Source organism: Pseudomonas sp. LBUM1648 (assembly GCF_059716145.1).
Map to the genome: position 1 here is coordinate 5,666,173 of NZ_CP166808.1, position 20,994 is coordinate 5,687,166.

Here is a 20,994-nt window from a genome sequence, read left to right on the forward strand (position 1 = left end):
AAAACTTCATGACCTCCAGCCCCGAACACGCCCGCCTGCTGCGGTTGGCGACCCGCGCCTCGGTGGCGGTGGCCTGTACGCTGATCATCGCCAAAGCCATCGCCTGGTGGCTGAGCGGTTCGGTGAGCATGCTCGCCGGCCTTACCGACTCGGCGCTTGATGGCATTGCTTCGTTACTTAATCTGCTGGCGGTGCATTACGCGCTGCGCCCGGCGGATGACGATCATCGTTATGGCCACGGCAAAGCGGAATCCCTGGCCGGCATGGCGCAGGCCTTGTTCATCGGCGGGAGTGCGGTGTTGATCGCGTTTCAGGCCTATGAGCGGATCAAGCAACCTGAACCGCTCGGTGCGCCGTGGATCAGCATTGGCGTGATCATTTTCTCCCTGTTGCTGACGGTGGCCTTGCTGATCTTGCAGCACCGGGTAGTCAAGCAGACCGGCTCCAACGCCGTACGCGCCGACTCGCTGCATTACCGCTCTGATCTGCTGCTTAACGGCAGCATTCTGGTGGCGCTGGTGCTGGCCGGATTCGGCTGGCAACAATTGGACGCGTGGTTTGGCCTGGGGATTGCCGCCTACATTTTGTGGAGCGCGATCCAGATCGCCCGGGAAAGCTTTTCGGTGCTGATGGATGAGGAGCTGCCACCGGACGTCAGTCAGCACATGCTCGAACTGGCGTGCAGCGTACCGGGTGTGCTGGGCGCACATGACTTGCGCACGCGGATTTCCGGCAACCACTGGTTCGTGCAGCTGCATCTGGAATTGCCGGGGGAATTGACCCTGTCAGTAGCGCACGGCATCAGCGATCAGGCGGCGGATGCCATTCACAAAGCCTACCCACGGGCCGAAGTGCTGGTGCACGCCGACCCGCAGGAAGTGGTCAAGGCTGAACGGGCGCAAACCCGGATTCAGTAACTTACCTGATAACCGCGACTGCTCAGGCAATTGCCCTGGGCCTGACGGTAGGCCTGGACCACTTCGGGCGCCGGCTGGTAAGTCGCGGTGCGCGGATCGAAACCGCTTTGTTGCACCGCGTACTGATAGCACTGGTAACCGTCCTTTTGCACCTGCTCCGGCGACTGACCGTTGGCCGGATAAGCCTCGACATCGTAGCCCTGTGATTGCGGCTGCGGCTGTTGTTGCACCGGCGGCTCGACCACCACGTAGTCCTGAGTCGCTTCCTGATAGGCGTAATAGGAACCGGCGGCAAGGAACAGCAACGCGCCACCTACCCACACTTCACGGGCGTAATCCGGCAAGTACTGGGTACGAATCCCGCGCGGTGGCTGCACGACGATGTAGCGCGGGCCTTGTGGGCGATACCAATAGCCGCCAGAGAAGAAGTAATCCTGCCCGCGATACGGCACGCGATAGTCACGATCCGGGAAACGGTCGATCACATGCCCCGGCCGATATTGCGGCCCCGGCCCCCAACCGTTGCCATGCCCGCCCGGACGACCTGGCCAGCGATTGTCGTCAGGCCGGTTGCCGGTCTGCCAATGCTGGTTGTTGTAGCCGTTCTGTGGACGCTCGTCGCGGTAGTAGCCCTGACGCGGTTCCTGGGTCTGGCGCACGGCGTCGGGACGCGGCTGGATCGGCAGACTGTTGGCCGGTAACTGTGGCGGTGGCGGCGGCTGGCGAACCGGGTTGGGATTGTAGGCTGGACGGTTCTGGTCGCGGTTCTGCCACTGGCCATTATCGTTGCGCTGCTGGCCGTTGTGCTCGAACTGGCGGCTGTTGTCGCCACGAATGATTTCATTGCTCTGCGGGCGCGGTTGGTTCTGCAGCTCATTGCCCTGACCGCGTTGCTGATGATCGCCGCCACGGCCCTGATTGTTACCCTGATGGTCCTGACCGTGGCCACCGCCGTTTGGGCTGCGGCTCTCCTGATCATCGGCAAGCGCTTGCGCCGTGACACTCATGCACAGCAAACCAACACCGGCCAGACGCCAGATGCGCGACTTCATGCTTTTCCTCGCTGCGGCTCAGGGCCTGAAATTAAGAGGGGACTTGTCACTAAGACCGGGAATGTACACACCGGGTTCTGCAACAGGTTATCAGTCACGAGACTTATTTATTGAGGGCTGCACAAAAATCGCAGGCAAGAAAAAGGGAGACCCGTCGGCCTCCCTTCTAGAGAACTTCGTCCTGGCTCGACGCTTTTGACGTCGGCTCACCTCACGCCGTCTTCTGGACAGTGTGCAGCTCGGGGGCCGGCACATCCCCGGTGGGGGTGGCGACCGCGGCGGGCCTGATAGGCGGGCCGCTGTGGACTGTGTTACCGAGCAGTGATTCTGGTAATAAGAATAGGCCTGAGGCCGCGACAGAGGATTGCGAAGATTGCTTAAATAAACACCACTTGCGCAATTTTTAACCCTGGATAGATAATCCGCCGCAATAGTTACAACCAAGGACTGATTGATGAGCAAACTCGACCGTTACGACCTGAGCATTTTGGCGGAATTGCAGCGCGACGCCCGCATCTCCAACCAGGAACTGGCCGAGCGCATCGGTCTGTCACCCTCGCCGTGCTCGCGCCGGGTCAAGCAACTGGAAGACGACGGCTACATCTCGCGTCAGGTGGCGTTGCTGGATCGCAAGATGCTCGGGCTGAGCCTGACCGCGTACGTGCTGATTGGCATGGACCGGCACACGCCGGAGCGTTTTGAAAATTTCGAAGCAGCGATTCGTACGTTGCCGCAGGTGTTGGAGTGCAGTCTGGTAACCGGCGTGGACGCTGATTATCAGTTGAAGGTGGTGGTGCCGGACATGGATCACTATCAGAAATTGCTGCTGGGGCATCTGACCCGGATTGATGGGGTGACCAGTGTGCGCTCGAGTTTTGTGCTGAATCAGGTGCTCAACAGCACCGAATTGCCGCTGACCCATTTGCGTAGCTGATTGCTTTCGTGGCGAGGGGATTTATCCCCGATCCAGTGCGCAGCACTGGCAAGATTTTGCAGCGAGGCGGATATTTTTGGGGTCGCTTCGCAACCCGTCGGGGATAAATCCCCTCGCCACAGGGTTCCAGACGATTGACTGCGGCACACCGACGCAGATCAATGCCCCGCCGTTCGACCTTGGCGTATACTCGCCGCGCCCTTTTAGCCCCATGCGCGCCGGAGAACCCCGATGGATCCTGCACTACTTGAAGAATGGATGATGACTGGCCTGGTCAGCATCCTGATCATTTTCATGGGTTTCATCGTCTGGGATCTGGCGAAAAAATCCAAGGCCGGGCGCTTTGGCTCGCTCATTCTGTTCTTCGTGCTGGGCCTGGGTGTGGCCGCGTTCATCATCAAGAGTGTGGTGATCGGCCTGATCGAGTCCGGCGCTTTATAAGCGCGCCGGCACTTCTTTCCACTGGCCCTGATCTAGACCTTCGATCGTCCAGTCACCAATCCTGACCCGCACCAGTCGCAACGTCGGCAGTCCGACGGCTGCGGTCATCCGGCGCACCTGACGGTTACGCCCCTCGCGAATCACCAATTCAAGCCAACTCGTCGGCACCGTCATGCGAAAGCGTACCGGTGGATTGCGTGGCCACAGTTCAGGCTCCTCCAGTTGCCGAGCTTCGGCGGGCAAGGTCATGCCATCATTCAGTTCGACGCCGTCACGCAAACACTGCAACTGCTCGGCCGTCGGCTCGCCTTCGACTTGCACCCAATAGGTCTTGGCCAATTTGTGCTTGGGGTCGGCAATCCGCGCCTGCAACTGCCCGTCGTTGGTCAGCAGCAACAAACCTTCACTGTCGCGATCAAGGCGTCCGGCCGGATAAATACCGGGCACGTCGATGTAATCCTTGAGCGTCGCCCGCCCTTCGCCGTCGCTGAATTGCGTCAGCACATCGAACGGTTTGTTGAACAGGATCAGTTTCGGCTCAGCCGGCGGCGCCTTGGCAACACGGCGCGGGGCAGAAGACTGAGGCTTCGCGCCGGGGCGGCGGGAAGGTGGACGCGGGGGACGGGACATGGCGAAAAGAACATCTAACGGTCAGGGCTGCCAATGCTAGTAGCCTGACCGTTAAATGACCATCAACAAATCAGCGGAACGGCGGTTCGTCGAAGCTGCGCAGTTTGCGCGAGTGCAGCGAGTTGAGCTCGGTGCGCAGCAGATCCACCGCTTCGATGCCGATCTTCAAATGCTGGCTGACCGCACGCTCGTAGAACGCGTTGGCCGAACCCGGCAGCTTGATTTCGCTGTGCAGCGGCTTGTCCGAAACGCACAGCAACGTGCCGTATGGCACCCGCAGGCGATAACCTTGCGCGGCAATGGTGCCACTTTCCATGTCCACCGCCACGGCGCGGGACAGGTTGATCAACGGACGTTCCTGCGCCCAGCGCAGCTCCCAGTTACGGTCGTCGTAAGTCAGCACGGTGCCGGTGCGCAGGCGTTTTTTGAGGTCGTCGCCCTTCTCGCCGGTAATGTTGGCGGCCGCTTGTTGCAGCGCCATCTGCACTTCGGCCAGTGCCGGGATAGGAATGTTCGGCGGCACCACGCGGTCGAGAATCCCGTCGCGACGCATATAGGCGTGGGCCAGCACGTAGTCGCCGATGGTTTGCGACTGACGCAGGCCGCCGCAGTGACCGATCATCAGCCAGCAATGCGGACGCAGCACCGCCAAGTGGTCGGTGATGTTCTTGGCGTTGGACGGGCCGACGCCAATGTTCACCAGCGTCACACCATGGCCATCGCTGGCGATCAGGTGATAGGCCGGCATCTGATAACGGTGCCAGACCACACCGGCGGCAATCGCCGACGCTTCGCCGTGATCCATGCCCTTCTCGATGATAACGTTGCCCGGCAGCACCATGCGCACGAAACGGGGATCGCTGCGCAATTGCTCCAGACCATGAACGATGAACTGGTCGACGTAACGGTGATAGTTGGTCAGCAGAATCCACGGCTGCACATGGCGCCAGTCGCTGCCGGTGTAGTGCACCAGACGACGCAGCGAGAAGTCGACCCGCGCGGCATCGAACAGCGCCAGTGGCAGCGGATCGGTGTTTTCCCAATCGTAGAGGCCGTCGGCAATGCCATCGGTGGCGGCGGACAGGTCGGTACTCGGGAAGACGCGTGCCAGCACGGCGGCAGTGACGCCGGAACCGGCCAGTTCATCGCCCTGCTCGACCACGTACGGGTACGGAATATTTTGCTGACTGACGCCGACTTCAACAGTCACGGTGAAGTCGTGCATCAACGGCACCAGCTGTTCCAGCAGGTATTTGCGGAATGCTTTCGGATGGGTGACGGTGACGCTGTAAGTACCCGGCAGTTGCACCTTGGCGTAGGCGCGAGTGGTCTGCGGGACTTCGCCCTGGCAGCTGTAGGTCAGACGCAGTTCGGGATAACGAAACAGGGCACGCTGCCCGGCGTCGGGCTCGACGCGATCCTTGAGGTACCGCTTGAGCGCGGAATTCAGTGCGGTGGTGGCCTGCTCATGCAGCTCGGCCAGACGATCCACGGCTTGTTCGGCGGTTTGAACGACAATAAACGCTTCGGTCACGATCAGCTTCCTGTGTTCTGACTTGCAGAGCTTCATCTTGCCTGCATCGTGGCGCGACGGGAACAGTGGCGTTGTGGCTGCCGCACAATATATGACCCACCCACGCCCACTGTAGGACTTGTATGGGGTCAGAAGCTTTGCGGGGTCGAGCGGGCAACGATGGCTTCGACATCAAGCCCACGCGGCAACGCACCATACACACGACCGCTACCACTCAACCGACTGGCAATAAACGCATCGCTCACCGCTGAATTCCCCGACTCCAGCAACAGCTTGGCCTGCAAGCCAAGGGCAATGTCCTCGGTCAATTGCCGTGCCCGATACTGAATATCGCCGGTGTCTTTGAACTGCGCCTGCAACTGCTGGATATGCGCGGCCAAGCGTTTATCGCCATGGCCGTCACCCAGTTCACTGAACAGCACGTCCAGTACACCCGGCTCTTTCGACAACGCGCGCAACACGTCAAGGCACTGCACGTTGCCCGAGCCTTCCCACGTCGAGTTGACCGGCGCCTCGCGGTACAGACGCGGCAGGATGCTGTCCTCGACATACCCGGCGCCGCCCATGCATTCCGCCGCTTCATTGATCATTGCCGGCGCGCGTTTGCAGATCCAGTATTTGCCCACCGCCGTCACCAACCGGGCGAACTGCGCTTCGTGGCGATCGTCCAAATGATCCAGCGCCTTGCCCATGCGCAGGCTCAGGGCCAGCGCGGCTTCGCTTTCCAGCGCCAGATCGGCCAGCACGTTCTGCATCAACGGTTGTTCGCTGAGCAACTTGCCGCCGACCTTGCGGTGCGCGCAGTGGTGGCTGGCCTGGGTCAGCGCCTGACGCATCAGCGAACTGGAGCCGACCATGCAATCGAAACGGGTCATCGCCACCATCTCGATGATGGTCGGCACGCCACGCCCCTCTTCGCCGACCATCCACGCCAGCGCCCCGCGAAATTCCACTTCGCTGGAGGCGTTGGACTGGTTGCCGAGTTTGTTTTTCAGGCGTTGGATGTAGAACTGATTGCGCGTGTCGTCCGGGCGATGGCGAGGCAGCAGGAAACAGGTCAGGCCCTTGTCGGTCTGCGCCAGCGTGAGAAACGCATCGCACATCGGCGCCGAACAGAACCACTTGTGCCCGACCAGTTCATAAGCCTGGCCCGGACCGCTGGCGCCGACCGGATAGGCCTTGGTGGTGTTGGCGCGCACGTCGGTGCCGCCCTGTTTCTCGGTCATGGCCATGCCGATGGTGACGCCAGCCTTGTGCGCCATGCCGACATTGCGCGGGTCGTATTCGGTGGCGAGGACTTTAGGCAACCATTGCTCGGCCAGATCAGGTTGCAGGCGCAGCGCCGGGACGCTGGCGAAGGTCATGGTCAGCGGGCAACCGCTGCCGGCCTCGGCCTGGCTGTGCAGATAGGTCATGGAAGCACGGGCGACATGCGCGCCGTCCTGCGGTTGCGCCCAAGGCAGCGAGGTCAGGCCATGCTCGACTGCCGTGCGCATCAGTTGGTGATAAGCAGGATGAAATTCCACCAGATCGATGCGATGACCGTAGCGGTCATGGCTGGCAAACACCGGTTTGTTCTGATTGGCGAGGAACCCGGCCTCCATCAACGGCCCGCCAGCCAGTGCGCCGTAGGCATCAATCCGCGACTCGGCCCAACCGGCGCCGAACCTGCGCGACCACTCCTGCAACGGCAGGTCGATGCGATAAAGGTTGGTGCCGTCCAGCGACGGCGGCTGGTTGGTGACCTCGTGGGTTTCGGCAAACTGATGCAGGTTCATGACGGGTTCCTTTTTCAGCGAGAAGGTCAGTTAAGCACCGCCCAAACGCCGAACAAAGTGTCATATCCGCCGAATTTGCGGCGCTTTTACCCTATTAACAGCAGAGCACCCGTCGCTCCAGCGCAGACTGCAAATCTTCGAATTTCACCGGTTTGTTCAGGTAGTCGATCACTGCATCCGTGGCGCAAACCTCGCGATCCGCGCTCAACGCCAGCATGAACACCGGCAAGTGTGCGCAACCCGGCAAGGCGTGGATCTGACAGCACAGCGACGCGCCGTCATGGGCGGGCAACTGGCAATCGATCAAGACCGCATCAACAATTTCGCGCTGCAGGCAATCGAGCGCTGCTGCGCCGTTTTCAGCGGTACGCACGCGGAAGCCGAGTTTGAGCAGCATGCCGCGCATAACCAGTTGATTGACGGTGTTGTTGTCGACCAATAGCACCGTGCAGTCCTGCGGGGCACGGACGCAATCGCGCACATTCGCAGGGGGCGGCGCCGGCTCGACCACCGGCAATTCGAACTCCACGTCCAGCTGAAAGCGACTGCCACTTCCGGGTTCAGAGCGATGGGTGAGCTTGCCGCCAAGCAGTTCGACCAGTTGTCGGCAGATCGCCAGCCCTACTCCCAATCCACCGTACTCACGGGTCATCGAACCGTCGAGCTGGAAGAAGCGCTGGTACATCGTCGCCTCACCCAGATCGGTAAAACCGATGCCGGTGTCGATCACTGCAAACGACAGCGCCAATCGATTGTCCGTCGACGGCTTGCCGGTGACCCGCAGCGCCAGCCCACCGACACGGGTGAACTTGATCGCGTTATCCAGCAGGCATTCCAGGCATTGCGCCAGTTTCGCGCTGTCGCCGTGCAAGCGGTCCGGCAGAGTCGGCAGCACGTCGACCTTGAAGTCCAGCGACTTGCTTGCCGCGTTGCCTTCGAACTGAGCGCGCAACGCTTCAACCACACCCCGCAGACTGAAACTGCCCGGCTTCGCTTTCAGTTTGCCGGCCTGCAATTCGGTGAGGGTGAGGATGCCGTTGACCATGCGCATCATGTCCCGGGCGGAACCGGCGGCGGTCTGGTGATATTGCTCAAGCTCGGGATCCAGATCGACGGTCTGCATCAGTTCCAGCGAACCGATCACACCGTTCATCGGCGTGCGCAGTTCGTGGGTCAGGGTCGCGAGGAATTCGTCCTTGAGCTTGTTGCTGTGGGCCAGTTGCTGGTTGAGCACTTCAAGTTTCTGCCCGGCATCAAACAGCGTCTGCGCCTGCTGCTCGCGCATCGCGTTGATGCGGTCAGCCAAGGCCAGCGACAACAAAGCCACTTCGATCGCCGAACCGATCTGGCTGGCGTACATCGTCAGGAACACGTTTGGCAGCAGGCCCAACACCATCAGCGTATTGATGACGCCGCCGAGCAGGAACGCCGACCATGCAATGATGAAATAGCGCGCCACGCGCAGGCCGCGCCACCAGGCGAGAATCCCCGCCGCAAAAATCACCACAGTGAAGGTCAGCGCCAGCGTCGTCGCCAGGCGCAGGGCCAGGGCGTAACTGGTCATCAGCGACAAACCGACTACCAACGCACCGAATGCAATCAGGGCGATCAGCAAACGGTCGAGCCAGCGGCTGTGGGTCTTGGTCTGCAAGAAGCTGCGGGCGAACTGGCTACCGAACAGGCCCGCGCAACCGATGAAGAACGGCGTTGCCGCGTTGGCCCACCACGGATTGTCCGGCCAGAAATACTCGACCGCCGCGCCGTTCACCGACAGTTGATAGAGGCCGAACGAGCCAATGTAGAAGATGTAATAGAGGTAGCTGGTGTCGCGCACGCTAAGGAAGATGAACAGGTTGTAAACCAGCATCCCCAGCAGCACGCCATAAATGATGCCCAGCACATAAAGGCGCACTGGCTGATCTTCGAGATACGCAGTGCTCGACCACAACGTCACCGGCGCCTGGATCGAGCCTTCGCTGGCCAGTCGCAAGTAAAGGGTTTGTTGTTGATCCGGTTTGACGGCCAGGTTGAACAGGTAATTGTTCTGGCGGATCTCGCGACTGGCGAACGGCAAGGCGTCGCCGGTTTGCCGGATCAGGCGATAGTCGCCATTGGCATCGGCCATATAAAGGTCGAGATGATCGAGCGGTGGATAAGCCAGTTCCAGCAGCCAGGAGCGCTGTGCAGCGGGATTGCTCGGACGGTAATGCAGATCGATCTTCAGCCAGAACGCCGAACGCGAGTAACCGGCATTGAGCGTGGCTTTATCGTGGGCTTTGAAATTGCCGGCGGCGGCCTGCGCGCGGACGTCGGCAATATTCGCCTGACCGCTCGGGTCTTCGAACACTTGCAGCGACCGGCCCAGAGGGAGGCTCTGGGTGAATTCGTCGAATTCGACGGCGCTCGCCATGAGGGGCAAGCAGAACAACAACATCAGCAAATAGCGCATTGAAGCCCCAGCGTGGCTCGTCCGGTTGTGTCAGGAAGCCCCCCCATTCCCTTTGAGTAGACGTAAAACCGGTATTACCTGTTATTGGTTTGGATCCAGACTAGCATAGCCGTTGATGGCCATTGAGCACCATCGAAATTTTTCCTACAAAGGCTCTAGAACGGGCGTTTCAGAGCAAAGTACCGAGCTAGAGCTGTTGAGTTGGTCAGGTTGTGACAAACCGGTCAGCATTCTCTGACCGGGTTATCCGCCAGGCACAACGGCACTGAACCGAAAAATCAGGTTTGGTGGTAAGCTCGCGCACCATGAATATCTACAGCTCCCGCCCCGTTGTCCTCTGTCTCTCCGGCCACGACCCCAGTGGTGGCGCCGGCTTGCAGGCAGATATAGAAGCCTTGCTCGCGCAGGGTTGCCATGCGGCTCCGGCCGTCACCGCCCTGACCGTGCAAGACACCGTCAACGTCACTGATTTCCGCGTCCTCGACCGTGAGTGGGTATTGGCTCAGGCCAATGCCGTGCTCAACGACTCCGAAGTCGCGGCGGTCAAACTGGGCATGCTCGGTTCGCTGGAAATGGTCGACACCGTTGTCGAACTGCTTTCGGCGCACCCGCATTTGCCAGTGGTCTGCGACCCGGTGCTGCGCGCCGGCGGCGGCGGACGCCTGGGCAAGGACGAAGTCGGCTATGCGATGCGTGAGCGTCTGCTACCGCTATCAATCATTGCCACCCCCAACCTTCCCGAAGCCCGCATCCTCGCCGAACTGCCCGAAGGCACAGCGGACGAGTGCGCTGAAAAACTTTTGCCGTTCGTCAAAAACCTGCTGATCACCGGCGGTCATGGCGACGAAACTGAAATCCACAACCGCCTGTACAGCCGCGACGGCCTGCGTGAAACCTTCTATTGCCAGCGTTTGCCGGGCAGTTATCACGGCTCCGGTTGCACCTTGGCCAGCGCTTTGGCTGGCCGACTGGCCCAGGGCGAGAATCTCGCCAGCGCGGTACGCAGTGCATTGGATTACACCTGGCGCACCCTGCGCGATGCCGAACAACTGGGCAAAGGCCAGTTTGTGCCGCGTCGCCTGCCGCTGGATTTCTGCTCGTAACGTCGTGAGGTCTGCCTGATGAAACTACGTGGCCTGTACGCCATCACCGACAGCCAGTTGCTGGCAGGCAAATTCCTCTCGTACGTGGAGGCGGCGCTGGAAGGCGGCGTCACCCTGCTGCAATACCGCGACAAGAGCAGCGACGAGGCCCGGCGTCTGCGCGAGGCCGAAGCGCTGCGCGATTTGTGTGCGCGCTACAAGACGCAGTTGATCATCAACGATGACGCCGAACTGGCTGCACGCCTCAACGTCGGCGTGCATCTGGGCCAGACCGACGGCCCGCTGTCGCCGACCCGCGCCCTGCTCGGCTCGAAAGCGATCATAGGCTCGACCTGCCACGCGCAGATCGAACTGGCCGAACAAGCTGCCAAAGAAGGTGCGAGCTACGTCGCCTTCGGTCGCTTCTTCAACTCCAACACCAAACCCGGCGCGCCGACCTGCAGCCTCGACCTGCTCGACGAAGCCCGCCGCAAGCTGCATTTGCCGATCTGCGCGATCGGCGGCATCACCCTCGACAACGCCGCGCCGTTGGTGGCCCATGGTGTCGACCTGCTGGCCGTCGTCCACGGCCTGTTCGGCGCTGAAAGCACCGCCGAAGTGACCCGCCGCGCCCGCGCCTTCAACGAATTACTGAAAGTCTGATTTGAGAGCCCGATCATGTCTCGTTCCGAAACCCTGTTTGCCAATGCCCAGAAACACATCCCCGGTGGCGTGAACTCGCCGGTTCGCGCGTTCAAGAGCGTTGGCGGCACGCCGCTGTTTTTCAAACACGCTGAAGGCGCCTACGTCACCGACGAAGACGACAAGCGTTATGTCGATTACGTGGGTTCGTGGGGCCCGATGATCCTTGGCCACAGCCACCCGGACGTTCTGGACGCAGTGCGCAATCAACTGCAACACGGCTTGTCTTACGGCGCGCCGACCGCGATGGAAACCGAGATGGCCGATCTGGTCTGCTCGCTGGTGCCATCGATGGACATGGTGCGCATGGTCAGCTCCGGCACCGAAGCGACCATGAGCGCGATCCGTCTGGCCCGCGGTTACACCGGTCGTGACAGCATCATCAAGTTCGAAGGCTGCTACCACGGCCACTCCGACAGCCTGCTGGTCAAGGCCGGTTCCGGCGCACTGACCCAAGGCGTACCGAGTTCGGCTGGCGTGCCAGCGGCGTTTGCCAAACACACCCTGACCCTGCCGTTCAACAACATCGACGCGGTGGAAACAATGCTCGCCGAAGTCGGCCGGGACGTCGCCTGCATCATCGTCGAGCCAGTGGCCGGCAACATGAACTGCGTACCGCCGGCACCGGGTTTCCTTGAAGGCCTGCGCACACTCTGCGACAAGCACGGCGTGGTGCTGATTTTCGACGAAGTGATGACCGGTTTCCGCGTCGCCCTCGGCGGCGCCCAGGCCTACTACGGCGTGACCCCGGACCTGACCACGTTCGGCAAGATCATTGGCGGCGGCATGCCGGTCGGCTGCTTCGGTGGCAAGCGTGAAATCATGGAGCGCATCGCGCCGCTGGGCCCGGTGTATCAGGCGGGCACCTTGTCGGGTAACCCGTTGGCCATGGCCGCCGGCCTGACCACTCTGCGCCTGATCAGCCGTCCGGGTTTCCACGACGAACTAACCGACTACACCACACGCCTGCTCGACGGTCTGCAACAGCGCGCCGATGCCGCGGGGATTCCATTCGTGACCACGCAGGCAGGCGGCATGTTCGGCCTGTACTTCAGCGGCGCTGACGACATCGTCACTTTTGAAGACGTGATGGCCAGCGACGCAGCGCTTTTCGGTCGCTTCTTCCACCTGATGCTGGAAGGTGGCGTGTACCTGGCGCCGAGCGCATTCGAAGCCGGTTTCACCTCGATCGCACATGGCGAAGCCGAGTTGAAACTGACCCTGGACGCTGCCGAACGCGCCTTCGCTGCATTGAAGTAATAGCCGCACCGCTGACGTTGGCTATCGCCGACGTCAGCTTTCACCTACATCCACCCGGTTTTTCCGACGCACCTGCCAGAATTCACCCGTAAAGTGGGCGATATATTCCCCGCGCAGCAGAAAAACGAGTAAAGACTTTGTAAGGTTGGCCCTGCTTATTTCATAATGCGCGCTTATTGGATCCCTCGATGGGTCCGCGTGCCCTTCAGAGGTAAGTCGATTCCCATGAACCGCACCGGCCGCACCCTTGCCTTGGGCTGCCTGTTGCTCCTTCAGCCCCTGCTCGCGCATGCACAAGCAGGCGGCAACTCGTTGTTGATCCCGGCGATGGGTCGTTGCACCCTCAATACTCAGCCGCAAGACGTCACGCAGGCACTGGCCGCCTGCCAGAAAGCGGCGGACGAAGGGGATGCGCAAGCGCAATACGAGTTGGGTGAGTTCTACTACGACGGCAAGAATGCGCCGCGCGACCTCAATCAAGCCCTGAGCTATTTCGAAAAAGCCTCGTTGCAAGGCCACGCTCAGGCGCAATTCAAGCTCGGCACCATGTTCTTCCACGGTGAAGGCGTACAGGCCAACAATATTCAGGCGTACATCGTGCTGAAGATGGCGGCGGTCAACGGCGCCGAAGAGGCACTGGACACGGCCGACGAAGTCTCCGAAAAAATGTCCCGCGAAGATCTCGAAACCGCTACGCAGGTGCTCGGGCAAATTTTCCGTAAATACCTGATGGAACTGCAGAGCGCCGATGGGCGCACGCCTTTCTCACCACTGCCCTGATTGCTGCTTTGTTCTGACTTCTCTATTCGCGAGCAAGCTCGCGAATGAGGCGACGCGGTGTTGAGCCTTACTTCTCAGGCATCGGCATCGGAAACGGCATCACATTGCCGACCGCGCCGCGGGCTTCGCTGATTTTCGGCGTGCCCAGACGCTCGACTTCGTCGATACGCACGATCGAATGCATCGGCACAAAGCTGCGCACCACGCCTTCAAACTGCGCCTTGAGCTTTTCTTCGCTCGGATCGACGACCACTTGCGTGCGCTCGCCAAAGACGAACTCTTCCACTTCCAGAAAGCCCCACAGATCACTTTGATAGATCTGCTTGGCGTACATTTCGAACACCTGGCCCTGGTTGAGAAAAATCACCTTGTAGATTGGAGCTTCGCGTTTGGTCATGGCGGGCGGACAACATCGGGGATAAAAATGAGGGCGCGAACTATAGCATAGCCACTGGACGCACAGCGGTAGGAACCTGAGGGCATGTTCCCTATAATGCGCGGTTCTTTGAATCACGTGACGACCAAAATCCATGGCCAAGAAGCTTTACATCGAAACCCACGGTTGCCAGATGAACGAGTACGACAGCTCGCGCATGGTCGATCTGCTGGGCGAACATCAGGCCCTGGAAGTCACCGCTCGCGCGGAAGACGCCGACGTGATTCTGCTCAACACCTGCTCGATCCGCGAGCGCGCCCAGGATCGGGTGTACTCGCAGCTCGGCCGTTGGCGCGAACTGAAGCTGGCCAACCCGGAGATGGTGATCGCCGTCGGCGGTTGCGTAGCCAGCCAGGAAGGCGCGGCGATCCGCGATCGCGCCCCGTATGTCGACGTCGTTTTCGGCCCGCAAACGCTGCACCGCCTGCCGGAGATGATCGACGCCGCACGCAGCACCAAGCTGCCGCAAGTCGACGTCTCGTTCCCGGAAATCGAAAAATTCGACCACTTGCCCGAGCCGCGTATCGACGGCCCGAGCGCTTACGTGTCGGTGATGGAAGGCTGCAGCAAGTACTGCACGTTCTGCGTGGTGCCCTACACCCGTGGCGAAGAAGTCAGCCGGCCGTTCGACGACGTGATCGCCGAGATCATCCACCTTGCCGAAAACGGCGTGCGTGAAGTGACCTTGCTGGGGCAGAACGTCAACGGCTATCGCGGCACCACCCATGATGGTCGCCTGGCGGATCTCGCCGAGCTGATCCGCGTGGTCGCCGCCGTCGATGGCATCGACCGCATTCGCTACACCACCTCGCACCCGCTGGAGTTCTCCGACAGCCTGATCCAGGCCCACGCCGACGTGCCGGAACTGGTCAAACACCTGCATTTGCCGGTGCAATCGGGTTCGGACCGGATTCTGGCGGCGATGAAGCGTAACCACACGGCGCTGGAGTACAAATCCAAGCTGCGCAAACTGCGCGCGGCGGTACCGGGGATCTGCATCAGCTCGGATTTCATCGTCGGTTTCCCCGGCGAAACCGAGAAAGATTTCGAACAGACCATGAAGCTGATTGCCGACGTTGGTTTCGACTTTTCCTACTCGTTCGTCTACAGCCAGCGCCCGGGCACACCGGCCGCTGATCTGGCGGATGACACCCCGGAAGAGCTGAAAAAGGAACGGCTGAACGCGCTGCAACACCGCTTGAATCAGCAAGGTTTCGAGATCAGCCGACAAATGGTCGGTTCGATCCAGCGGATTCTGGTGACCGATTATTCGAAGAAGGACCCGGGCGAGCTGCAAGGGCGCACCGAGAATAATCGTATCGTCAACTTCCGCTGCGACAATCCAACCTTGATCGGCCAGTTCGCCGACGTGCATATCGACGCGGCGCAACCGCATTCGCTGCGTGGTTCGCTGATTCAGTAACACTGCATTGCCCCTGTAGGAGCGAGCCTGCTCGCGCCCACAGGGACAGCGCCAGACCCGGGAATCGCGTTGCGATATTTAAGAGCTTTCGCACCCACGCCTCTGGCGTTATCCTTGATTTCATCTTAATTGCCCCAGGGCGGCTAAATACGACCTTGAACGCACCCATAGAACCACATCGTTTTATCCTCGAGCCCTTTGAGGCTCGCCGCTTCGCCAATCTGTGCGGGCAATTCGACGAGCATTTGCGCTTGATCGAACAGCGCCTGACGATCGAGATCCGCAACCGCGGAAACCAGTTCGAACTGATCGGCGACCCCAAGCACACCACTTCTGCGGAAAACCTGCTGCGCCGCCTGTACCGGGAAACCAAGGGTACCGAGCTGTCGCCTGACATGGTGCACCTGTTCCTCCAGGAATCGGCCGTCGTAGAACTGGACAACCACGCCCCCGCCGAAGCCTCCGTCGCCCTGCGCACCAAGAAAGGCATGATTCGCCCACGCGGCTTGAATCAACTGCGCTATGTGAAGGAAATCCTCGGCAACGACATCAACTTTGGCATCGGCCCGGCCGGTACCGGCAAGACCTACTTGGCCGTGGCCTGCGCGGTTGATGCACTGGAGCGCGAGCAAATCCGCCGCATCCTGCTGGTGCGTCCGGCAGTTGAGGCGGGCGAAAAACTCGGCTTCCTGCCCGGCGACCTGTCGCAGAAGATCGACCCGTACCTGCGCCCGCTCTACGACGCGCTCTACGAGATGCTCGGCTTCGAATACGTGGCCAAGCTGATCGAGCGTCAGGTGATCGAAGTTGCACCGCTGGCTTACATGCGTGGCCGTACACTGAACAACAGCTTCATCATCCTCGACGAAAGCCAGAACACCACCGTCGAACAGATGAAGATGTTCCTGACCCGGATCGGCTTCGGCTCAACTGCGGTCATCACCGGCGACATTACTCAGGTCGACTTGCCGAAAGGCACCAAGTCCGGTCTGCACCACGTTATCGAGGTGCTGAAAGACGTACCGGGCATCAGCTTCACTCACTTCCAGCCTAAAGACGTCGTGCGCCATCCTTTGGTACAGCGGATCGTCGAAGCCTACGAGCGCTTCGAAAACCGTGACGAAGCACCCAAGGAAACCTCGCGAAATGCTTGAGCTAGACCTGCAAATCGCGACTGAAGCGAGCGCGCCGAGTGAGGCCGATTTCCGCCTGTGGTGCGAACTGGCCCTGCGCCAGCGCACCGCTGACTCGGAAATGACCATTCGTCTGGTCGACGAGGAAGAAGGCCGCGAACTCAATCACACCTGGCGCCACAAGGACTACGCGACCAACGTCCTGTCGTTCCCCGCCGAAGTGCCCGACGAGTTTCTTGATATCCCGCTGCTGGGCGATCTGGTGATCTGCGTGGCCGTGGTCGAGCGCGAAGCTGCCGAACAAGGCAAGGAACTAAAGGCCCACTGGGCACATCTGGTCATTCACGGCTGCTTGCATCTGCTCGGTTACGACCATATAGATGACGAAGAAGCCGAAGAAATGGAAGCACTGGAACGCGAGTTGCTTGCTGAACTGGGCTATCCCGATCCGTACGCGGACGACGAAACCGAACCATCCCCTATCGTTACAACAAAGGATTCAGAGTAATCGCTATGAGCGAAGATCGATCGAGCAACGGGCAGAAGTCTTGGCTGGGTAAACTGACCCAGGCTTTTGCCCACGAGCCGAAGAACCGTCAGGAGCTGCTTGAGCTGCTGCGCGATGCACATCAAAACAAGCTGCTGGACAGCGAAGCGCTGGCCATCGTCGAAGGCGCCATTCAGGTAGCTGACCTGCAAGTACGCGACATCATGGTGCCGCGCTCGCAGATGATCAGCATCAAGGCGACCCAGACACCCCGTGAATTCCTCCCCGCCGTGGTCGACTCGGCCCACTCGCGCTACCCGGTCATCGGCGAAAGCCATGACGACGTGATGGGCGTGCTGCTGGCCAAGGATCTGCTGCCGCTGATCCTCAAGGAGAACGGCGACAGCTTCAACATCAAGGACCTGCTGCGCCCGGCCACGTTCGTGCCGGAGTCCAAGCGTCTGAACGTGTTGCTGCGTGAATTCCGCGCCAACCACAACCACATGGCCATCGTCATTGACGAATACGGCGGCGTGGCGGGTCTGGTGACCATCGAAGACGTGCTGGAACAAATCGTCGGCGACATCGAAGACGAGCACGACGTCGAAGAAGACAGCTACATCAAGCCGCTGCCCAGCGGTGACTTCCTGATCAAGGCCCTGACGCCGATCGAGAACTTCAACGAGTTCTTCGACAGCGAGTTCTCCGATGATGAATTCGACACCGTCGGCGGCCTGGTGATGAGCGCGTTCGGGCACTTGCCAAAACGTAACGAAATCACTGAAATCGGCGCCTATCGTTTCCGCATTCTGAACGCCGACAGCCGTCGGATTCACTTGCTGCGACTTTCGCCAATCGCTCGGTAATCATTAAGGATAGAAATGCGCTGGACAACCCGCCCCGGCTGGCCCGGTAACCTGCTGGCCGTGGCGGCCGGTGCAATCACCACCCTCGCTCTGGCACCGTTCGATATCTGGCCGCTGGCCTTGCTGGCGGTCGGCCTGTTCTATGCCGGGTTGCGCGAGCTGAGCCCGCGTCAGGCGCTGGGCCGTGGCTGGTGCTTCGGTTTCGGCCTGTTCGGCGCTGGCACCAGTTGGATCTACTACAGCATCCACCACTTCGGCGGCGCTTCGGTGTTGCTGGCCGGTTTCCTGATGCTGCTGTTTACCGCAGCGATTGCGTTCTTCTTCGCCCTGCCCGCCTGGATTTGGGCGCGCTGGTTGCGTCGCAACGAAGCGCCGCTGGCCGATGCGCTGGCATTCGCTGCGTTGTGGGTGGGTCAGGAGGCGTTTCGCGGCTGGTTCCTTACCGGTTTTCCGTGGCTGTATTCCGGATACAGTCAGCTCGATGGGCCGCTGTCCGGTCTGGCGCCGGTCGGTGGCATGTGGCTGGTGTCGTTCGTTCTGGCGCTGACTGGCGCGCTGATCTACAACGCGCCGCGCCTGCTGCAAACCGGTCGCAAGGCTTTTGTTGCCGTTGGCCTGCTGTTGCTGGTCGGGCCGTGGGTGGCGGGCATTGCGCTCAAGGGTCACGCCTGGACCAGTCCGTCCGGCGCGCCGCTGACCGTTGCGGCGATTCAAGGCAACGTCGCACAAAGCATGAAATGGGATCCGGCAGAACTTAACGCACAGTTGGCGTTGTACCGCGATCTGAGTTTGCGCTCCAAACCAGTGGATCTGCTGATCTGGCCGGAAACCGCCGTCCCGGTGCTCAAGGAATCCGCCGAGGGTTACCTGAGCATGATGGGGACCTTCGCCGCCGAGCGTAAATCGGCCTTGATTACCGGTGTACCCATTCGCCAAACGGTGCATCACGAGAGACGCTTCTACAACGGTATTACCGTGGTTGGCGAAGGTGATGGCACTTACTTGAAGCAAAAACTCGTGCCGTTCGGTGAATACGTGCCATTGCAGGACATCCTGCGTGGACTGATCGCGTTCTTCGACCTGCCGATGTCCGACTTTGCCCGTGGCCCGGCGGACCAACCTCTGTTGCAAGCCAAGGGGTATCAGATCGCACCGTTCATTTGCTACGAAGTGGTCTATCCGGAGTTCGCCGCCAGTCTGTCGGCGCGTAGTGATCTGCTACTGACGATCAGTAACGACACTTGGTTCGGCACCTCGATCGGCCCACTGCAACACTTGCAGATGGCGCAAATGCGCGCCCTTGAGGCGGGTCGCTGGATGATCCGCGCGACCAACAATGGCGTGACCGGTTTGATCAACCCGTTTGGGCAGATCACCGAGCAGATTCCGCAGTTCGAGCAAGGCATTTTGTACGGCGAAGTGGTGCCAATGCATAACCTGACGCCGTATCTGCAATGGCGTTCGTGGCCGTTGATCATTGTCTGCTTGCTGCTGTTTGGCTGGGCATTGATGGCGGGGCGGATGTCAAAAACGGTCTGATCACACAATTTTCAGATCCAACCCAATTGTGAGATTCGCCCCATTGTGGCGAGGGGATTTATCCCCGATGGGTGGCGAAGCCGCCCCGACCTGCAACAGCGGTGTGTCTGATACATCGCGCACACAGGTTTTGCGATGGCTTCGCCATCGATCGGGGATAAATCCCCTCGCCACAAAAACCCAATATCCAGTGGGCTGGGGGATCAGCGGTAAAACAATGAATACCCCACCTGCCCCACCGCTTCATTGAGCAACTGCCCGCTCTGCCAGATCGACTTGAACTCCGGCAGCCAGCCACCAAATGGCCTGGCGTTATCGGTGCCGAGAAACCCGACTGGCGCCGGCACCACTTCAAATCCCGCCTTCTCGAAACTCCAGACCGAGCGCGGCATATGCCAGGCCTGTGTCACCACGACCACGCGCTTGATCCCCTGCGGCAACAACATATCAGCACTGAATTTGGCGTTTTCCCATGTGGTACGGCTCTCACCCTCTTGCCAGCGCACAGTCACGCCGAAGTCATCCAGTAACGAGTCAGCCATCAATTTCGCCTCGGTCGGCGGCGTGCCGTAATGCAAGCCGCCACTGGTCAGAATCGGCAATCCCGACGCCTTGGCCAGCCGTGCCGCATAGCGCTGACGCTCCAGCCCCACGCCGGTCGGCTGATCCTCGCCCCAAGCCAGATCACCGCGCTCACGCCCGGAACCCAGCACTACAATCGCATCGGCCCGTTGCGCGAGCGTCGCCCACTCTTCGCGAGCCAGCGGCGGCTCGCGCTCAAGGGCCTTGGCGCCCCACTGCACGACCACCGGCAGACTCATCAGCCAGAGCCCTCCAAAACCAATGGCAAAACACAATCCAGCGAGGCGCGGCCGTGAGCGTCGCAGCCACCAGGCAGCCAGCAACAGTAGTAAAAGAATGCCGGGCGGCAGCAAAAGTTGTTTGATGAAGTAACGAAAAGGCATCGGGCATCTCCAAAGATGCCCGAAGCCTAAGTGGGTTAAACCAACGCGACAACCGATAGGGTGGGATCCTGTTGAAAAAGATCCGTTTCTTGACCTGCCATGCGCTTACTTGGCCTGCAAAGCACGCACCTTGACGGTGTCTTTGCGGGGCGCCTTGTCCTTGAGCCAGATGACCTTGGCCGAATGTGCTGCATCGAGCTGCTTCACTGCCTGCGACAAGCATCCGTGCGTTTCACGTTCACTGCGATCCAGATAGGCCTTGACCAGTTTGAACTCGGCGGGGCTCAAGCCACGCAATTCCAGTTCCAAGGGGCGCTCATCGCGCAGCCGATCAGCGGTTTTTGCAGCATCCAGGGCCATCCCCAGACGATCCATCAACCGTTCGTACAACTCAGGTTTCGTGACGTTTCTTTGCTGTTGCTCCACCATCCCTCACCTCATTGAAGATAAGACTCACTCCCCAGTTAGAGCTTAGCTTCGCTGCACAAACCGGCTACACGCCGCGACCAACGGCCCTCGCCACGTATTTACCGGGCCAAACAGCTGTAATCAGGGTTTCCCTAGGCCAAGCGCGGTCATGTATGCT

Annotated in this window: 20 protein-coding genes; 12 read left to right on the forward strand and 8 right to left on the reverse strand. The window is 60.4% G+C overall.

The window, feature by feature from the left end; all coding sequences use genetic code 11:
* The first annotated feature begins 8 nt into the window (after positions 1–8).
* Positions 9–917, forward strand: a complete 909-nt coding sequence (locus ACA043_RS25690) for a cation diffusion facilitator family transporter (protein WP_187680959.1) — start codon at positions 9–11, stop codon at positions 915–917.
* On the opposite strand, the gene ACA043_RS25695 is transcribed toward ACA043_RS25690, so the two are convergent.
* Positions 911–1,969 (reverse strand): DUF6515 family protein, encoded by a 1,059-nt coding sequence (locus tag ACA043_RS25695; RefSeq protein WP_497658149.1) that lies wholly within the window; start codon positions 1,967–1,969, stop codon positions 911–913. The two genes, ACA043_RS25690 and ACA043_RS25695, sit on opposite strands and share 7 nt — an antisense overlap.
* 454 nt (positions 1,970–2,423) lie before the next feature.
* On the opposite strand from ACA043_RS25695, the gene ACA043_RS25700 reads away from it, so the two are divergent.
* Both ACA043_RS25700 and ACA043_RS25705 read left to right on the forward strand, forming a co-directional pair.
* Positions 2,424–2,903 carry an Lrp/AsnC family transcriptional regulator gene (locus ACA043_RS25700; protein WP_042561225.1) on the forward strand — a complete coding sequence of 160 codons (480 nt, stop codon included), beginning with the start codon at positions 2,424–2,426 and terminating at the stop codon, positions 2,901–2,903.
* 231 nt (positions 2,904–3,134) lie between these two features.
* Positions 3,135–3,344: a DUF2788 domain-containing protein gene (locus ACA043_RS25705; RefSeq protein WP_042561226.1), complete on the forward strand. Its 210-nt coding sequence runs from the start codon at positions 3,135–3,137 to the stop codon at positions 3,342–3,344.
* On the opposite strand, the gene ACA043_RS25710 is transcribed toward ACA043_RS25705, so the two are convergent.
* The 4 genes from ACA043_RS25710 to ACA043_RS25725 all read right to left on the reverse strand — a co-directional run bounded on the left by ACA043_RS25710 (position 3,339) and on the right by ACA043_RS25725 (position 9,735).
* Positions 3,339–3,974, reverse strand: a complete 636-nt coding sequence (locus ACA043_RS25710) for a pseudouridine synthase (RefSeq protein ID WP_497658150.1) — start codon at positions 3,972–3,974, stop codon at positions 3,339–3,341. The genes ACA043_RS25705 and ACA043_RS25710 overlap by 6 nt on opposite strands.
* A 70-nt stretch (positions 3,975–4,044) precedes the next feature.
* Entirely contained in the window at positions 4,045–5,544 is a 1,500-nt protein-coding gene (gene amn / locus ACA043_RS25715) for an AMP nucleosidase (protein ID WP_497658151.1), read from the reverse strand.
* A gap of 92 nt (positions 5,545–5,636) precedes the next feature.
* A complete protein-coding gene (locus ACA043_RS25720; protein WP_497658152.1) occupies positions 5,637–7,286 on the reverse strand; it encodes an acyl-CoA dehydrogenase family protein in 1,650 nt (549 codons plus the stop codon).
* Between the two features lie 94 nt (positions 7,287–7,380).
* A complete protein-coding gene (locus ACA043_RS25725) occupies positions 7,381–9,735 on the reverse strand; it encodes a 7TM diverse intracellular signaling domain-containing protein (RefSeq protein WP_489879933.1) in 2,355 nt (784 codons plus the stop codon).
* Positions 9,736–10,040: 305 nt separating this feature from the next.
* Here ACA043_RS25725 and ACA043_RS25730 point away from each other — a divergent pair, with 305 nt between their 5' ends.
* The 4 genes from ACA043_RS25730 (at position 10,041) to ACA043_RS25745 (ending at position 13,559) form a co-directional block, all read left to right on the forward strand.
* Positions 10,041–10,838: a hydroxymethylpyrimidine/phosphomethylpyrimidine kinase gene (locus ACA043_RS25730; RefSeq protein WP_047303578.1), complete on the forward strand. Its 798-nt coding sequence runs from the start codon at positions 10,041–10,043 to the stop codon at positions 10,836–10,838.
* A gap of 18 nt (positions 10,839–10,856) precedes the next feature.
* A complete protein-coding gene (gene thiE, locus ACA043_RS25735) occupies positions 10,857–11,480 on the forward strand; it encodes a thiamine phosphate synthase (protein ID WP_305439957.1) in 624 nt (207 codons plus the stop codon).
* Between the two features lie 15 nt (positions 11,481–11,495).
* Positions 11,496–12,779: a glutamate-1-semialdehyde 2,1-aminomutase gene (gene hemL, locus ACA043_RS25740; protein WP_497658153.1), complete on the forward strand. Its 1,284-nt coding sequence runs from the start codon at positions 11,496–11,498 to the stop codon at positions 12,777–12,779.
* 225 nt (positions 12,780–13,004) lie between these two features.
* Positions 13,005–13,559: a tetratricopeptide repeat protein gene (locus ACA043_RS25745; protein ID WP_042561233.1), complete on the forward strand. Its 555-nt coding sequence runs from the start codon at positions 13,005–13,007 to the stop codon at positions 13,557–13,559.
* A gap of 67 nt (positions 13,560–13,626) precedes the next feature.
* Here the strand turns inward: ACA043_RS25745 and ACA043_RS25750 are convergent, their stop codons facing one another.
* On the reverse strand, positions 13,627–13,956 hold the full coding sequence (locus ACA043_RS25750; RefSeq protein WP_003185742.1) for a DUF1820 family protein: 330 nt from the start codon (positions 13,954–13,956) through the stop codon (positions 13,627–13,629).
* Positions 13,957–14,089: 133 nt separating this feature from the next.
* On the opposite strand from ACA043_RS25750, the gene miaB reads away from it, so the two are divergent.
* The 5 genes from miaB (at position 14,090) to lnt (ending at position 19,443) form a co-directional block, all read left to right on the forward strand.
* Positions 14,090–15,418: a tRNA (N6-isopentenyl adenosine(37)-C2)-methylthiotransferase MiaB gene (miaB, locus tag ACA043_RS25755; protein WP_095190302.1), complete on the forward strand. Its 1,329-nt coding sequence runs from the start codon at positions 14,090–14,092 to the stop codon at positions 15,416–15,418.
* A 155-nt stretch (positions 15,419–15,573) separates the two neighbouring features.
* Entirely contained in the window at positions 15,574–16,572 is a 999-nt protein-coding gene (locus tag ACA043_RS25760) for a PhoH family protein (RefSeq protein WP_221730176.1), read from the forward strand.
* Positions 16,565–17,059 (forward strand): rRNA maturation RNase YbeY, encoded by a 495-nt coding sequence (gene ybeY, locus ACA043_RS25765; RefSeq protein ID WP_497658154.1) that lies wholly within the window; start codon positions 16,565–16,567, stop codon positions 17,057–17,059. Before ACA043_RS25760 ends, ybeY begins: the two co-directional genes overlap by 8 nt.
* 5 nt (positions 17,060–17,064) lie before the next feature.
* Positions 17,065–17,904 carry a CorC family transporter gene (locus tag ACA043_RS25770; RefSeq protein ID WP_187678832.1) on the forward strand — a complete coding sequence of 280 codons (840 nt, stop codon included), beginning with the start codon at positions 17,065–17,067 and terminating at the stop codon, positions 17,902–17,904.
* Positions 17,905–17,919: 15 nt separating this feature from the next.
* Positions 17,920–19,443 carry an apolipoprotein N-acyltransferase gene (lnt, locus tag ACA043_RS25775; protein WP_497658155.1) on the forward strand — a complete coding sequence of 508 codons (1,524 nt, stop codon included), beginning with the start codon at positions 17,920–17,922 and terminating at the stop codon, positions 19,441–19,443.
* A gap of 203 nt (positions 19,444–19,646) precedes the next feature.
* On the opposite strand, the gene ACA043_RS25780 is transcribed toward lnt, so the two are convergent.
* Together ACA043_RS25780 and ACA043_RS25785 are read right to left on the reverse strand one after the other, a co-directional pair.
* A complete protein-coding gene (locus ACA043_RS25780) occupies positions 19,647–20,408 on the reverse strand; it encodes a YdcF family protein (protein ID WP_401272234.1) in 762 nt (253 codons plus the stop codon).
* A gap of 105 nt (positions 20,409–20,513) precedes the next feature.
* Positions 20,514–20,837 (reverse strand): hypothetical protein, encoded by a 324-nt coding sequence (locus tag ACA043_RS25785; RefSeq protein WP_401272233.1) that lies wholly within the window; start codon positions 20,835–20,837, stop codon positions 20,514–20,516.
* Positions 20,838–20,994 lie beyond the last annotated feature (157 nt).

Bases quoted from the DNA above. Each gene is read 5' to 3' on its own strand.
- lnt (WP_497658155.1), top strand. From the start codon at position 17,920: ATGCGCTGGACAACCCGCCCCGGCTGGCCCGGTAACCTGCTGGCCGTG.
- ACA043_RS25705 (WP_042561226.1), top strand. From the start codon at position 3,135: ATGGATCCTGCACTACTTGAAGAATGGATGATGACTGGCCTGGTCAGC.
- ACA043_RS25695 (WP_497658149.1), bottom strand. From the start codon at position 1,969: ATGAAGTCGCGCATCTGGCGTCTGGCCGGTGTTGGTTTGCTGTGCATG.
- ybeY (WP_497658154.1), top strand. From the start codon at position 16,565: ATGCTTGAGCTAGACCTGCAAATCGCGACTGAAGCGAGCGCGCCGAGT.
- ACA043_RS25710 (WP_497658150.1), bottom strand. From the start codon at position 3,974: ATGTCCCGTCCCCCGCGTCCACCTTCCCGCCGCCCCGGCGCGAAGCCT.
- miaB (WP_095190302.1), top strand. From the start codon at position 14,090: ATGGCCAAGAAGCTTTACATCGAAACCCACGGTTGCCAGATGAACGAG.
- ACA043_RS25770 (WP_187678832.1), top strand. From the start codon at position 17,065: ATGAGCGAAGATCGATCGAGCAACGGGCAGAAGTCTTGGCTGGGTAAA.
- ACA043_RS25750 (WP_003185742.1), bottom strand. From the start codon at position 13,956: ATGACCAAACGCGAAGCTCCAATCTACAAGGTGATTTTTCTCAACCAG.
- ACA043_RS25730 (WP_047303578.1), top strand. From the start codon at position 10,041: ATGAATATCTACAGCTCCCGCCCCGTTGTCCTCTGTCTCTCCGGCCAC.
- ACA043_RS25690 (WP_187680959.1), top strand. From the start codon at position 9: ATGACCTCCAGCCCCGAACACGCCCGCCTGCTGCGGTTGGCGACCCGC.
- thiE (WP_305439957.1), top strand. From the start codon at position 10,857: ATGAAACTACGTGGCCTGTACGCCATCACCGACAGCCAGTTGCTGGCA.
- amn (WP_497658151.1), bottom strand. From the start codon at position 5,544: ATGAAGCTCTGCAAGTCAGAACACAGGAAGCTGATCGTGACCGAAGCG.
- ACA043_RS25700 (WP_042561225.1), top strand. From the start codon at position 2,424: ATGAGCAAACTCGACCGTTACGACCTGAGCATTTTGGCGGAATTGCAG.
- ACA043_RS25720 (WP_497658152.1), bottom strand. From the start codon at position 7,286: ATGAACCTGCATCAGTTTGCCGAAACCCACGAGGTCACCAACCAGCCG.
- ACA043_RS25785 (WP_401272233.1), bottom strand. From the start codon at position 20,837: ATGGTGGAGCAACAGCAAAGAAACGTCACGAAACCTGAGTTGTACGAA.
- ACA043_RS25780 (WP_401272234.1), bottom strand. From the start codon at position 20,408: ATGCCTTTTCGTTACTTCATCAAACAACTTTTGCTGCCGCCCGGCATT.
- ACA043_RS25725 (WP_489879933.1), bottom strand. From the start codon at position 9,735: ATGCGCTATTTGCTGATGTTGTTGTTCTGCTTGCCCCTCATGGCGAGC.
- ACA043_RS25745 (WP_042561233.1), top strand. From the start codon at position 13,005: ATGAACCGCACCGGCCGCACCCTTGCCTTGGGCTGCCTGTTGCTCCTT.
- hemL (WP_497658153.1), top strand. From the start codon at position 11,496: ATGTCTCGTTCCGAAACCCTGTTTGCCAATGCCCAGAAACACATCCCC.